Annotated in this window: 13 protein-coding genes; 7 read left to right on the top strand and 6 right to left on the bottom strand. The window is 34.1% G+C overall.

Features of this window, described 5'->3' with window-relative positions; all coding sequences use genetic code 11:
- Positions 1 to 45: 45 nt before the first annotated feature.
- The 4 genes from queA to hemW form a co-directional block, all read right to left on the bottom strand.
- Complete coding sequence (gene queA / locus M0Q24_RS02125; RefSeq protein ID WP_295046570.1) at positions 46 to 1,074, bottom strand: tRNA preQ1(34) S-adenosylmethionine ribosyltransferase-isomerase QueA; 1,029 nt, start codon at positions 1,072 to 1,074, stop codon at positions 46 to 48.
- Complete coding sequence (gene tatC, locus M0Q24_RS02120) at positions 1,067 to 1,870, bottom strand: twin-arginine translocase subunit TatC (protein ID WP_295046567.1); 804 nt, start codon at positions 1,868 to 1,870, stop codon at positions 1,067 to 1,069. Before tatC ends, queA begins: the two co-directional genes overlap by 8 nt.
- The gene (gene tatB, locus M0Q24_RS02115) at positions 1,863 to 2,267 is read right to left on the bottom strand and encodes a Sec-independent protein translocase protein TatB (RefSeq protein WP_295046564.1); all 405 of its coding nucleotides are present in this window, start codon (positions 2,265 to 2,267) and stop codon (positions 1,863 to 1,865) included. The genes tatC and tatB overlap by 8 nt, the downstream gene beginning before the upstream one ends.
- A 62-nt stretch (positions 2,268 to 2,329) precedes the next feature.
- Positions 2,330 to 3,385 carry a radical SAM family heme chaperone HemW gene (hemW, locus tag M0Q24_RS02110; RefSeq protein ID WP_295046561.1) on the bottom strand — a complete coding sequence of 352 codons (1,056 nt, stop codon included), beginning with the start codon at positions 3,383 to 3,385 and terminating at the stop codon, positions 2,330 to 2,332.
- A 156-nt stretch (positions 3,386 to 3,541) separates the two neighbouring features.
- On the opposite strand from hemW, the gene M0Q24_RS02105 reads away from it, so the two are divergent.
- The 7 genes from M0Q24_RS02105 to M0Q24_RS02075 all read left to right on the top strand — a co-directional run bounded on the left by M0Q24_RS02105 (position 3,542) and on the right by M0Q24_RS02075 (position 11,071).
- A complete protein-coding gene (locus M0Q24_RS02105; protein ID WP_295046558.1) occupies positions 3,542 to 5,620 on the top strand; it encodes an EAL domain-containing protein in 2,079 nt (692 codons plus the stop codon).
- Positions 5,621 to 5,699: 79 nt separating this feature from the next.
- The gene (locus tag M0Q24_RS02100) at positions 5,700 to 6,170 is read left to right on the top strand and encodes an RNA pyrophosphohydrolase (RefSeq protein ID WP_295046555.1); all 471 of its coding nucleotides are present in this window, start codon (positions 5,700 to 5,702) and stop codon (positions 6,168 to 6,170) included.
- A gap of 13 nt (positions 6,171 to 6,183) precedes the next feature.
- Positions 6,184 to 7,395 carry an aspartate kinase gene (locus tag M0Q24_RS02095; RefSeq protein WP_295046553.1) on the top strand — a complete coding sequence of 404 codons (1,212 nt, stop codon included), beginning with the start codon at positions 6,184 to 6,186 and terminating at the stop codon, positions 7,393 to 7,395.
- Between the two features lie 43 nt (positions 7,396 to 7,438).
- A complete protein-coding gene (locus M0Q24_RS02090) occupies positions 7,439 to 7,987 on the top strand; it encodes a HobA family DNA replication regulator (RefSeq protein ID WP_295046550.1) in 549 nt (182 codons plus the stop codon).
- Positions 7,974 to 8,591, top strand: a complete 618-nt coding sequence (locus M0Q24_RS02085; RefSeq protein WP_295046547.1) for a DNA polymerase III subunit delta' — start codon at positions 7,974 to 7,976, stop codon at positions 8,589 to 8,591. Before M0Q24_RS02090 ends, M0Q24_RS02085 begins: the two co-directional genes overlap by 14 nt.
- A complete protein-coding gene (folP, locus tag M0Q24_RS02080) occupies positions 8,581 to 9,723 on the top strand; it encodes a dihydropteroate synthase (RefSeq protein ID WP_295046544.1) in 1,143 nt (380 codons plus the stop codon). The genes M0Q24_RS02085 and folP overlap by 11 nt, the downstream gene beginning before the upstream one ends.
- Positions 9,724 to 9,736: 13 nt before the next feature.
- Positions 9,737 to 11,071: a diguanylate cyclase gene (locus M0Q24_RS02075; RefSeq protein WP_295046541.1), complete on the top strand. Its 1,335-nt coding sequence runs from the start codon at positions 9,737 to 9,739 to the stop codon at positions 11,069 to 11,071.
- A gap of 18 nt (positions 11,072 to 11,089) precedes the next feature.
- Here the strand turns inward: M0Q24_RS02075 and dnaK are convergent, their stop codons facing one another.
- Both dnaK and grpE read right to left on the bottom strand, forming a co-directional pair.
- Positions 11,090 to 12,985, bottom strand: a complete 1,896-nt coding sequence (gene dnaK / locus M0Q24_RS02070) for a molecular chaperone DnaK (RefSeq protein WP_295046538.1) — start codon at positions 12,983 to 12,985, stop codon at positions 11,090 to 11,092.
- Between the two features lie 176 nt (positions 12,986 to 13,161).
- Positions 13,162 to 13,719, bottom strand: a complete 558-nt coding sequence (gene grpE, locus M0Q24_RS02065; protein WP_295046535.1) for a nucleotide exchange factor GrpE — start codon at positions 13,717 to 13,719, stop codon at positions 13,162 to 13,164.
- Positions 13,720 to 13,847 lie beyond the last annotated feature (128 nt).

The following is a 13,847-nucleotide window of genomic DNA, read 5'->3' as shown; positions in this document are numbered from 1 at the left end:
GCTAGATAGTATATCTAACTAGCTTAGTTCGCTTTTAAAGTATCTTTATAAAATCAACATTGCGTCGCCATAAGAGTAAAATCTATACTCTTTATCTATAGCCTCACTGTATAACTCTTGAGCTTTTTGTACTCCAACAAAAGACGCAACTAGCATAAGCAGAGTTGATTTTGGTAGATGAAAATTTGTAAGTAGATGGTTTACTCTTAGTGGTTTGTTATTAGGATGTAAAAAAAGGTTAGCTTCGCCTCTTTGGATCTGTTTATTTCTTGCATAAAACTCTATTGTTCTTGTGCTTGTTGTTCCTATGCTAAGTATTGGTAGATCTGAGTCTAGCAGATCTTTTGCATCATCTGAGATCTCATAATATTCTGAGTGCATTGGGTGATCTGTAATAGTCTCAACTTCTACAGGTTTAAAAGTTCCACTTCCTACATGAAGAGTGACATATGCGTGTTTGTAATTTTTACAAACTCTCTTATGTTGCTCTGTTGTAAAGTGAAGTGAAGCAGTTGGAGCTGCCACGGCTCCTTCTTGTTTTGCAAAGACACTTTGGTACTCTTTTGCGTCATCTGTATTATCTTCTCTTTGAATATATGGAGGAAGTGGAATATGACCAATCTTGTCTATGATAGGTAAAAGATCTTCAAATCTCAAGAGTTTATCTTCTTTAGTAAAGTTTACAACTCTACTTCCATCATCTCGCAACTCTTGTACACAAGCTATAAGACCATCATCAAAACAGATCTCGCTACCTACTTTTACTTTGCCTCTTATGTAAACATTTATGTTGTTTGCATCTAGTGGCCTATTTAGTAGAAGTTCAAGTTTGCCACCACTTGGTTTTTTACCAAAAAGTCTGGCTTTTATAACCTTTGTATCATTAAAGATAAGTGCGCAATCTTTTGGGATGTATTTTTCAAAATCATAAAAATGGGAGTGAATTATTTCGTTGTTTTGTCTGTTATAGATAAGAAGTTTAGCGCTATCTCTTGGGTTTGCAGGGTAAGACGCTATGAGTTCTTGAGGAAGGGAGAAGTCATAGCTAGAAGTTAGAAAGTCGTCTTTACTCACTCTTGTCCTCAGAACTAAGAGCAACCTCTTCATCTTCGTCCTCATCTTCTTCTTCAAGAGGTGGTGCAGGGTTTACCATCCGAACTATAAGAATAGAAAACCCATAGAGTATGATAAGTGGTCCAGCCATTAGCATCTGAGTCAAAACATCTGGAGGTGTTAAAAGTGCAGCGACTACAAAGATAATGATTACAGCGTATTTGAAAAACTCTTTCATCATTCTGTCATTTATCATGCCAAGAAGTGCTAGAAAGTATGCAAAGATAGGTAGCTCAAATGCTAAACCAAAACCAAACATGATCTTTGTAAAAAAGCCAACATAGTCTTCTATGTTGATAAGTGGTGTAAACTTAAAACTACCAAATGTTATAAGAAAGTCAAATCCAAAAGGCGTAACTATATAGTAGGCAAATAAAACTCCAACAAGAAACATTGTAGTTCCGCCAACTATAAAAGGGATAATCATCTTTTTTTCATTAGCGTATAAGCCAGGTGCCACAAAAAGCCAGATCTGAGCTAAAATGATAGGAAGTGCCGCAACGATAGCTGCAAAAAATGCAACCTTAAGAGCTACGAAGAATGCACCACCAACTTGAGAAGTTGTAACCATTCCCTCAGCTGCATGAAGAGACTTTTTACCAACTTCGATAAGTGCTACATTTAAAGGTTCTACTATCCAATTTAATATAGGTTCGTGGAAGTAAAACATTACAAAAAACATAACGATTAGACTTCCTACAGATATTCCTAACCTTTTTCTTAACTCAATTAGATGTGGTTTTAAGTCTTCAAACATCGCTATTATCTTCTTTTTTTATTTTTTTCTCAAAAGTTACAGTTTCAGCTTTTACTTCTTTTTTTTCTTTGTTTTTTTTCTTTTCTTTTGGCTTCTCATCGCTTAAAATATCATCACTAAGATCTGAGAGAGTTGTGCCAATTTGACTGACATCTGTGACTTTTTTTAGCTCATTACTGGCATTTAAAAGCTCTTTTTTGTAAGCAAGTGCTTCTTCTTTTATGTCTGCAACATTCATCTCTTCTTCTAAAGAGTCTTTAACCGTGCCTATAGTTTTTTTGACACTTCTAAAAAACTTAGCAACCTCTACCATAGCACCAGGAAGTTTATCTGGACCTAGAAACAAGATAGCAATAATAGAAACAATGAGTATCTCTGTAAAACCCATACCAAACATATTAAACCTTCAAAATTATAATTAAGTCCATGAGTTTAGCCAAAGAATGATTAAATTTACTTTCAAGAATATAAAAAAAGTGTAATCTCATCTGCAAGGAGGAAATTGGGGTTACAAAGTACGCCATTTTTCAAGTTAAGCTTTTTCTCATCAACTAAGATAGACGCTCGCTTAGATTGGGCTTTATCTAGTATATCTATATCTACTCCAAGAGATGAACGAAAGCCCAAAAAGAGTTGTTCTGTTATTTTCTCTTCAAAGGTGAGAGTCTCTACTCTTATATCAAGTGGGTTTGAAATGTAGCTTTCTAATATTGTTTGTGGATAAAATCTCTCAAAATTTAGCTTACCAACTGCACCACTTCCTAGCCCTATATAATCTTTATAACTCCAATATCCAAGGTTATGAGAGCTTTGATAAGTTCCAAAGTTGCTTATTTCATATTGTTTAAATCCAAAAGATTCTATCTCATTAAAAAGCCAGTTTGTAAGCTTTAGAGACTCTTTTGACATTTGTGGTTTTGATGCAAAAGGCGTGTTTTCTTCGATGATAAGAGCGTAAGCGCTTAGGTGATTTATAGGCAAGCTAAATGCAGTTTTTAAGTCTTGTTCTAAGAGTTCTTTGGTGTCTCCTAAAGTTGCGTAGATGAGATCTAGTGAGATATTGTCAAATCCAACTTCTTTAGCATCTAAGATAGCTCTTTGTGCAACTTCTGGAGTGTGAGAACGGTTTAGAAGTTTTAATTTAGCTTTGTTAAAACTTTGAGTACCAAAACTTATGCGGTTTACTCCAAGCTCAAGCATCCCAGTAAGCCACTCTTTTGTAGCACTATTTGGGTTTGCTTCACTTGTTATCTCTATATCTTTTTTAAGATATGGTCTTATAGACTCAAATAGTGCTTTGTACATAGATGCAGGGACAGTAGATGGAGTTCCACCACCTATAAAAATAGACTCAATTGAGTTGCTAGCTACATTAAATCTTTTTAGTTCGAATTTGAGCTGGACTTCTAGAGCTTTCATATAACTATCTTTTAGATGAAATTTATCTACGTAAGAGTTAAAAGCACAGTATGAGCATTTAGAATCACAAAAAGGGATATGAATATAAAGTAGCATGCAATAGTCCTTGTTTAGGAGCAGAAGTATATCTAAAAAGTAAATTCAACAAAATAGCCTTAAGTAAATGACACTCTTTTGATACTTTTAAAATGTATAATGTAAAATTATGTTAAGTTTAGTTTTAAAGTGATAGATCCAGCTAAGAGAGAAACAATGAATAAAGAAAATCTTACAAAAGATATAAAACTTTTGTATGTTGAAGATAATAGTGAACTAAGAGAAGAGACACTTGAAATCTTAGAATATTATTTTCAAGATATAGTAGTTGCTAAAAATGGAGAAGAAGGACTTGAACTATATCAAAAAGAGTTTGAAAAATTTGATATAGTACTTAGTGATATAGAGATGCCAAAGATGGATGGCGTTTTGATGTGCAAAAAAATCAAAGAGATTAAGCAAGATCAAATAGTTGTGCTTCTTAGTGCTTACGATACTAAAGAGCACTTAAAAGAAGCTATAAATCTTGGAGTTGACAAGTTTATAGTTAAGCCTGTTGTAGATGCTTATGACTTTATATCTTCACTTGTTACTCTCTCAGAAAAAGCACTTCTTAAGATTGAATATAAAAAGAAAGATTTTTTATTAGAACAAAAAACTAAAATCATAAATGAGAATATTTTTATGACTGTTTCCAATTTAGATGGAGAGATAACAGAAATATCCAAGGCCTATCTTGATTTTACAGGGTTTAAAAAAGAAGAAGTTATAGGAAAAAATCACTCTATATTTAGAAATAAAAGTGCGGGTGAGAAGATTATTAAAGATCTTTGGAGCACTATATTAAAAGATAAAGTGTGGGTAGGCGAGTTAAAAAATAATAAGGCTACAAATGAAGAGTATTGGATAAATACGACAATAAGTCCACTTTATGACTATCATCATCAAAAAGTAGGATATACAGCAATAGTTCAAGATATAACAAATGCAAAAAGATTAGAGTCTTTGTTTATTACAGATGGTGTAACTGAGATAGAAAATAAAAAAAATGAAGATCAGTTTACAGAATCAGTAAAAAATTTGGGCGCAATGATAGAGTTACCAAGCAGAGAAGCTCTTATTAAAGATCTATCTCTTTTGCAAGAAGATGCGATGTTGATACTACTTCATATAAACCAAATAAACTCTATCAAAGATCTATATGGAATGCAAACAGTCTCAAAGATAGTTTTGCAAAAATCAAAGCAGTTAAGTCAGGTTATCATCGATAAAGATGTAACTCTTTACTGTTTAAACATACAAGAGTTTGCAATACTTGTTAGATCAAAAACTCTGTTTGAGAAGTATATGGAGTTGCTAAAATACTCTATCTTAACAAATAGTTATGAAGATAACTACTATACAGAAGATGAAAACTCTTCAATAACAGAGTTTACTGCTGGCGTGTCATATGGAATGTTAAATGTTTTTAATCAAGCTGATATCGCTTTGCAAGATGCGATAATGTCTAAAAAAAACTTGTTTGTATATAACAATAATCAAAGTACTTTAGAACTTCAAAAAACAACATTAAAAAGGCTTAAAATTTATAAAAAAGCTCTAAATGAAGGCAATGTAGTGCCTTATTTTCAGCCGATAATTGATGTAAAAAACAACTCTGTTATGAAGTATGAAGCCTTAGCTAGGCTTGTGCTGGATAATGGTGAAGTAGTATCTCCTTGTCACTTTTTAGACTCATCAAAACAAGATAATACATTTGAGTTTTTCTCAAGACAGATGATACAAAAGGTCTTTAATGTTTATGCTAAGAAAAAAGCTAATATATCTATAAATATTGCATATGAAAATATAAACTCTCCAACTATGCGTGAGTACATTAAAAATAGACTAGATAAGTATGGTGGAGATGGAATAACTTTTGAAATAGTTGAATCTGAAGATATAGAAGACTACGATCTCATAGAAGATTTTATAAAAATGGTAAAGAGCTATAAGTGCAAGATTTCCATAGATGATTTTGGATCTGGATACTCAAACTTTACAAATATTATCAAGCTTGATATCGACTACATAAAACTTGATGGATCTTTAATAGAAAAAATCAATATTGATAAAAATGTTGAGCATATGGTTGTTGCACTTATAGAGTTTGTAAGAAATGCAAAAATTAAAACAATAGCTGAGTTTGTAAGTACAAAAGAGTTAGATGCTAAAGTTAGAGAGCTTGGAGTTGACTATATTCAAGGTTATTTGTATGGTGAGCCAAATTCAGCTGAGAGCTATGGACTTATATAGAGCTTTTTTTTCTTTATAAAATTATCTTAATTTAATCGCTTATTTTGTATAATCGCGATTATTAAAATTAGGTGTGTTGATGATGAAAAAAGATTTATATCGCCCTAATGTTGCAATGATTATAGTGTCAAATGATTATCCGCAAAAAAAAGAGATTTTTATAGCACAAAGAAATGATTTGAGTAATGTTTGGCAGTTTCCACAAGGTGGGATTGACGATGGCGAAGAAGTTCTTGAAGCACTTTTTCGTGAACTAAAAGAAGAGATAGGCACTAAAGCCGTAAAGATTATAAGTGAATATCCTGAGTGGATCTCTTATGATTTCCCTCCAAAGATTGCTAAGAAGATGAGCCCTTATAAGGGGCAAAAGCAAAAATACTTCTTAGTAAAACTTAAAAAGAGTGCAAAGATAGATGTAAACACTAAAGATCCAGAGTTTAGTGATTATAAATTTGTTGATGTAAATGAAGCATTGAATCTTAGTGCATCTTTTAAACAATCAGTCTATGAGACTGTTATAAAACACTTTAGAGATGAAGGTTACCTATAAGTTAAGGACTTAAATGTTAATAGTACAAAAATTTGGCGGAACAAGTGTTGGAGATCTAGAACGAATCCAAAACGTTGCTAATCGCGTGAGTGAGACAAAAAAAGCTGGCAATGATCTAGTTATAGTGGTTTCTGCAATGAGTGGAGAGACAAATAAACTAGTTGGATATGCTGAACATTTTTCAAAAAACCCATCAAAAGCTGAGATGGATATGCTTCTTAGTTCAGGGGAGAGAGTAACTGCTTCACTTTTAGCTATTGCTTTAAATGAATTAGGTCATGATGCTGTCTCTATGACTGGGCGAAGAGCAGGGATAGTTACAGATACTCTTCATACAAAAGCACGCATAGAAGAGATAGATCCAACTACAATGAACAAAGCCTTAAAAGAGGGTAAGATCATAGTTGTTGCTGGTTTTCAAGGGGTAACTCCTGATGGCAGAGTAACAACACTAGGTCGTGGTGGAAGTGACCTTAGTGCTGTGGCAATTGCAGGAGCTATAAAAGCAGATCTATGTGAGATCTACACTGATGTCAGCGGGATCTACACAACAGATCCACGAATAGAGCCAAAAGCAAGAAAGCTTGATATGATCTCTTATGATGAGATGTTAGAGCTCGCATCTTTGGGTGCAAAAGTTCTTCAAAACCGCTCAGTAGAGTTAGCAAAAAAATTAAATGTAAATCTAGTAACAAGAACAAGTTTCTCAAACGAAGAGGGAACACTAATAACAAAGGAAGAAAATATCATGGAAAAACCATTAGTAAGTGGAATAGCACTGGATAAAAATCAAGCTCGCGTCTCTTTGATGGGTGTAAAAGATAGACCTGGCATTGCTGCGGAGATATTTAACGCACTGGCTCAAAGCGATGTAAACATAGATATGATAATCCAAAATAAAGCACATGATTCAAACACAAACATTGATTTTACAGTAGCAAGAGGCGATCTGCTTGATGCAAAAAATGTAGTTTCCATGTTTATCCAAAAAGGCGATATCAGAGCTGATTCTTACAATGAAGAGATGTGTAAAGTCTCAATAGTTGGTGTTGGAATGAAGTCTCACACCGGTGTTGCTGCAAAAGCTTTTACTACGATGGCTGAGAATAATATAAATATAAATATGATATCAACCTCGGAGATCAAAGTCTCTATGGTTATAGATGAGAAGTATGCTGAACTTGCAGTCAGAGGACTTCATGATGCATATGAGTTAGATAAATAATGCAAGAAAATCCTCTTGTTGAAGCTTTAGTGGAGCTAAAGAAGTGTTAGATTTTGCACAGTGGAGTCTTGACGCTATACGAGAAGATGGAGCATTTTTAAGCTGGCTTGAAGAGCAGAGATTTGACTGGACGAATCCTCTCTCTTTAGCCTTAGAGCAGATCCTAGAGGGTAAAACTATCATTCTTATCACTGATGAGAAGAGAAAATGGTTTGAGAAGTATATACTTAGCTCAATAAACGCTATGAATCTTGATAGACCGCTATTGCCAATAGTTAGCATGGATAGTCTGTACGAACACTACAGACATATAAGTGGAGGAGAGATGATAGATGTTGTCGAAGATATGATCTCTTTATCATATAAAGAAGACTTCTTTTTTTGGTATATAGGCAAGGGAGATGACAAAAGATCAGATATAGCAAAGAGAAGGGATAATAGCTACTTTTGGATATTTGATGAAGAGTTTCATAATGGTTTTACTCTAAAATCATATGATCCAATGATAGATATAAAACTAATACAACTTTACAAACTTTTTGACGCATCCCTAAATGCCACGATATTTGGAGAGGTTGATGTTAGCTCATAACAAGATAAAGAGTCACATCATAATCTCTAGCGATATAGAAGTGGAGATATCAAAACTTCAAGAGAGTCTTAAACCAAACAGAGTAGTGGTGGTACATGAAGAGAAGTTTTTACTCGAACATGCAAAAGCAGTTGTAGCGGAATCTTACATAAGTGAGTCTGAGACAAAGTACATTATACTCGCTGCATCTGAGTTTCACACAGTATCTCAAAACTCTCTACTAAAGGTTATAGAAGAGCCTCCTAGAAATATTGTTTATATAATTATCTCTCCTACAAAATCAAACCTTCTTGCAACAATTCGTTCTAGACTTCCTATTATTAAAGGTGAAAAAGCTCAACTAGCAAATGAGTGTGAATTAAATATAGCTAGACTTGATTATGCAGCAATTTTTACATTTTTAAAAACAAATGCTAGAATATCAAGACAGGATGCAAAGCTTATGCTAGAAGCACTCTATCATAGAGCTACAGTAGTTGATATGCTTATCCTCACAAGAGCCCAACTAGACAACTTTGACAAAGCTTATAGACTCTTAGAGTTAAACTCAAGACCTCAAAGTGTTTTAGCTCTTATCTTAATGGGATTTATAGATGCAAGTTGAAAAATTATCAAGTAGCATAGATGCAAAGAAGTACTTAGCAGATCTAGGCGTTGATGCGGGTGGAAGTAGTGTTCTTAGATCTAAGATGCAAACACATCTCATCTACATACGAGATCTTCATGTTGGAGCCGCAAACATTTTAAAGCAAGATGCACTCTCTATCGGAGCAGATCTAGCAGTACCAAAAGGTACAATCATTGCACAGACACCAAGAGTAAATTGCATTCTAATAGCTACTACAAAACATCTAAAAATACTAAGTAAAAAAGAGTTAGCACAACCTTTTGGCCTAAAAATCTTAGCAAAATATCTACAAGATATATTAAAAGTAAAAAAACCAAATAACTTTAAAGTCATGGGCATTATAAATGCAAATGATGATAGTTTTTTCTCTCAAAGTAGATTTGTAGATAGCGATGCTATAAAAAAGATAGAACTTATGATAGAAGAGGGTGCTGACATTATAGATATCGGTGGAGTCTCTTCTGCACCAAACACAAAAGCAGTAGATCCAAAAGAAGAGCTACAAAGAGTTGAGCCGATTCTCAAAGCCATAAAAGAGCAAAGACTCTATGAGAGAGCAAGCTTTAGCATCGATAGTTATGAGCCAATAGTTATAAACAAAGCACTAGAGAGTGGATTTAATATAGTAAATGACATAACAGGTTTAGCAAATGATGAGGTTTGTAAGCTTGTAGCTAGTTTTAAGGCACAAGCTATTATCATGCATATGCAAGGAACACCTAAAACTATGCAGAAAAAACCAGAGTATAACAATGTCTTGAGTGATATATATGAGTTTTTTACACAAAGAATAGAAAAAGCTCAGAGTTATGGAGTGGATGATATTGTCTTAGATGTTGGTATTGGTTTTGGGAAAACACAAGAGCATAATCTAGCACTTATCAAACATCTTGAGCATTTTTTAACTCTGCAAAAACCTCTTCTTATTGGAGCTTCAAGAAAATCTATGATAGATAAGATCTCACCATCAGATCCACAGCAAAGACTTGCTGGAACTCTTGCTTTGCATCTTGAAGCCATAAGAAATGGTGCAAGTATCATTAGAGCTCATGATGTAAGTGAACATGTTCAAGCTATAAAAATCCAAAAAGCGCTAGATAATATATAAAAGGAAGGTTAATATGAAATTTCCAAATATCGGTGATATTGCTACAAAAGAAGTAGTATCAATAGATATAAAACATACTTTTGAAGATGCAATTGCTAAGATGTTAAAGGGCGAGCATCGAAATATTATAGTTGTTGATAATGACAGATATTTTGTAGTTGGAATTATAGATATTTTAAACCTTAAAACAAGTAAAATAGATATAAAAACACCACTTAAAGATATTCAGCTTGTAAATGTGCCAACGATCAATAAAAACCAAAATATATTAGAAGCTATAGATTACTTAAACAATTCTATAGAGTATATCTGCGTTATAAATGATGATTCAACCCTTTATGGTCTTATAACTCATACTGATATCACAGAAAATATTGATCCTGATACCTTGATGGACAACTATCGCTTAGAGGATTTTTTAAAACTCGGCAGAAGAATGAAGTGGGTTAAAAAAGACGCTAAGATTTTATCTCTGCTTGAAGACATGGTTAGCAATCTTTATGACAATGTTGTAGTTGTAGAAGATTTAATTCCTATTGGTATCTTTACAACTAAAGATATTATGAGACTTGTTAAAAATGATATTGACCTAGATGTTGAGATAGAAAAACATATGTCATCTCCAGTTCAATCCATCAAGAAAACTTTTTCTATTAGAGAAGCACTTACTTTTTTAAAAGAGAGACAGTTTAAGAGAGTTATAGTTGTAGATGATGATGGAACTCTCTCTGGGATAATCTCACAAAAAGAGCTTATAACACTTACTTACTCAAAGTGGAGTTCACTTATGAAAGAGTATCAAGAGGAGTTAAGAGATATAAATAAAAAACTTCAAACTAAAAATATAGAGTATGAAAATCTAGCATCCACAGATGCACTCACAGGTCTCTATAATCGACATAAATTTACCCAACTATATCTATCTTCTTATGCATCCATGGTTCAAAGACACAACAAAATGTCTGTCATACTCATAGACATAGATCATTTTAAAAAAGTAAATGATATATTTGGACATAATGTCGGAGATAAAGCTCTAGTAGAGGTTTCTAAAATGCTTCTTTTGGTGCTAAGAGGAGTAGATATAGTTTGTAGATGGGGAGGTGAAGAGTTTATTATCCTTCTCCCAACAGCGGATCTAGAAGGCGCAATTTCAATTGCAAATAAGATTCAAAAATCTATAAGAGAAGTGAAAATTGATAAAGTTGGAACAATAACAGCTAGTTTTGGAGTCTCTGAAGTTAGAGAAGGTGAAGAGATGCAAGACGCAATAAACAGAGCCGATAAGGCTCTATATATTGCAAAAAAGAGTGGAAGAGATAGTGTTAGAAGCGAAAGTGACATCTAACACTTAAGCCAAGATAGATTACTCTATCTCAGCGTCGATTACATCTTCATCGTCTTTTTTCTTCTTCTTTTGCGCCTCAGCATCACCAGCTTCTTCGCCAGATTGATCTTGTTTGTACATTTGTTCAGCCATTTTATGACTTGCTTCAGTAAGAGTTTTTACTTTCTCTTCTATTTGAGCCTTAGTAGCAGACTCATCTTTTAGAGTATCTTTTAGGTCACTAATTGCAGCTTCTATTTTTACTTTTTCATCAGCTTCGATTTTTTCACCCATCTCAGTTAGAGACTTCTCAGTTTGAGCAATAAGAGCATCAGCTTGATTTCTCAAATCAACCATAGCTTTTCTCTCGCCATCAGCTGCTTTGTTCTCTTCTGCATCTTGAACCATTTTGTTAATCTCTTCTTCACTAAGTCCTGAACTACCAGAAATTGTGATTGACTGAGATTTTCCTGTACCTTTGTCAGTTGAACTAACAGTTAAAATACCATTTGCATCGATATCAAATGTAACTTCAATTTGAGGTACTCCTCTTGGTGCTGCTGGGATATCACCAAGTTCGAAAAGTCCTAAAGATTTGTTATCTTTTGCAAACTCTCTCTCACCTTGAACAACTGAGATACTTACCGCTGGTTGGTTATCTTCTGCTGTTGAGAATACTTGAGATTTTTTAACAGGAATCGTAGTACCTTTTTCAATAATCTTAGTAGCAACTCCACCTAAAGTCTCAATACCTAGTGATAAAGGAGTAACATCTAGAAGAAGAACATCTTTAACATCTCCTCTTAAAACTCCACCTTGAATAGCAGCACCCGCAGCTACAACTTCATCAGGGTTAACACTTTTGTTAAGTGTTTTTCCACCAAAGAACTTGCTAACTGCCTCTGCAGCTGCTGGAACACGAGTAGAACCACCAACCATGATAATCTCTTTGATCTCATTGTTGTCTAGTTTTGCTTCTTTCATAGCTACTCTAATGTGCTGGATAGTCTCTTCAATAAGTGTAGAGATCATTCCCTCAAATTTAGCACGAGTTAGTTTGATAACTAAGTGTTGTGGCCCTGCATCTGTCATTGTTATAAATGGTAAATTTATCTCAGTCTCAGTTGAAGAACTTAGCTCTTTTTTAGCATTTTCAGCTGCGTCTTTTAGACGTTGTAGAGCCATTTTGTCGTTTTTGAGATCTATGCCATGAGAGTTTTTAAACTCACTATTTAGGAAATCAACGATCTTATTATCAAAGTCATCTCCACCTAAAAATGCATTACCATCAGTTGATAGAACTTCAAACGTACCATCTGAGATCTCAAGAACTGTAACATCAAATGTTCCACCACCAAGGTCATATACTAAAACATTCTCTTCAGCTTTGCTCTCAAGACCATAAGCTAGTGCAGATGCAGTTGGCTCGTTTATAATACGAAGAACATTTAGTCCTGCGATCGTTCCAGCGTCTTTTGTCGCTTTTCTTTGAGCATCGTTAAAGTATGCAGGAACTGTAATAACTGCGTCAGTTACAGTAGAACCAATGTACGCCTCTGCATCTTCTTTTAGCTTAGATAAAATCTTAGCTGAGATCTCTTGAGGAGTGTAGATTTTACCTGCTACATCAACAGCAGCTGAACCATCTTTATCAACGATGTTATAAGTTACTTTGTCATGTGCCTCTTTAGCATTTTCCTCATTCATCATAAGACCCATAATTCTCTTTATAGAAGAGATAGTCTTCTCTGGGTTTGTGATAGCTTGACGTTTTGCAGGATCACCTACTAAAACCTCGCCTTTATCTGTGAAAGCAACTATTGAAGGAGTTGTATTTTTACCCTCTTTATTTGGGATGATTTTCGCTTCACCACCCTCATAAACTGCTACACATGAATTTGTTGTTCCTAAATCTATACCAATAACTTTACTCATTGAAATTTCCTTAATTTTATTTTATAAAATGAAGCAAATTCATTCGCTCCATCTATTTTATCACGGTATCGGAAGTAATTCCGCTACCTACGCTAACGCTTGGTTTTGCTCAGCGCAAGGCTCTCGGCACTTGTGCCTCTTTGAGATACCTTGTCACTTTTTAAAGCTTAACTTGCTTAACTCGCCACTATTACCATTGCTTCACGCAACGGTCTATCTTTGTACTTGTAACCTGTTTGAAAGGTTTGGACTATTTGTCCGCTCTCTACATCTTCACTCTCGACGCTTTGAACAGCGTTGTGAATGTTTGGATCGAATGGTTCATCGTGAGATACCATTGTTACGCCATGTTTTTCTAAAGAAGTTATAAGTTGCTTATATGTAAGCTCTATACCCTCTTTTAGATTATCAAAAAGTTCTGCTTTGTTTGCTTCTGCGTTAGCAGAGTTTAGAGCACCTTGAAGTGAGTCCATAACTGGAATCAAATCTTTTGCAAACTTCTCATTTGCATAGTCTAGTGCAGTGTACTTTTCACGTTCTAGCCTTTTTTTAATATTATCAAAATCAGCATGAACTCTAGCATATTTATCTTTTAGAGCTATCAATTCTTCTTGAAGAAGATCAAACTCGTTTTCTACAGCTTCAGCTTCAGCTTCTGCCTCATCATTTAGCGTGTCTATACTTGTCTCTTCTTCGGACTGAGTATATTGTTCTTCATCTGATTTGTTTTGCATAGTTGTTAAATCACTCCTTTTTTTAAAAAGATAACACAATTATACATATTGAGTGTAACAATGTCAAGTCTTACTTTAGTTTTTTTGTATAAATTAACTTGAGTCTTCTTATATCAAGTCTAAGAAAT

Source organism: Sulfurimonas sp., from assembly GCF_023228785.1.
Lineage (GTDB): Bacteria > Campylobacterota > Campylobacteria > Campylobacterales > Sulfurimonadaceae > Sulfurimonas.
This window is presented reverse-complemented; position numbering and strand designations above follow the sequence as displayed.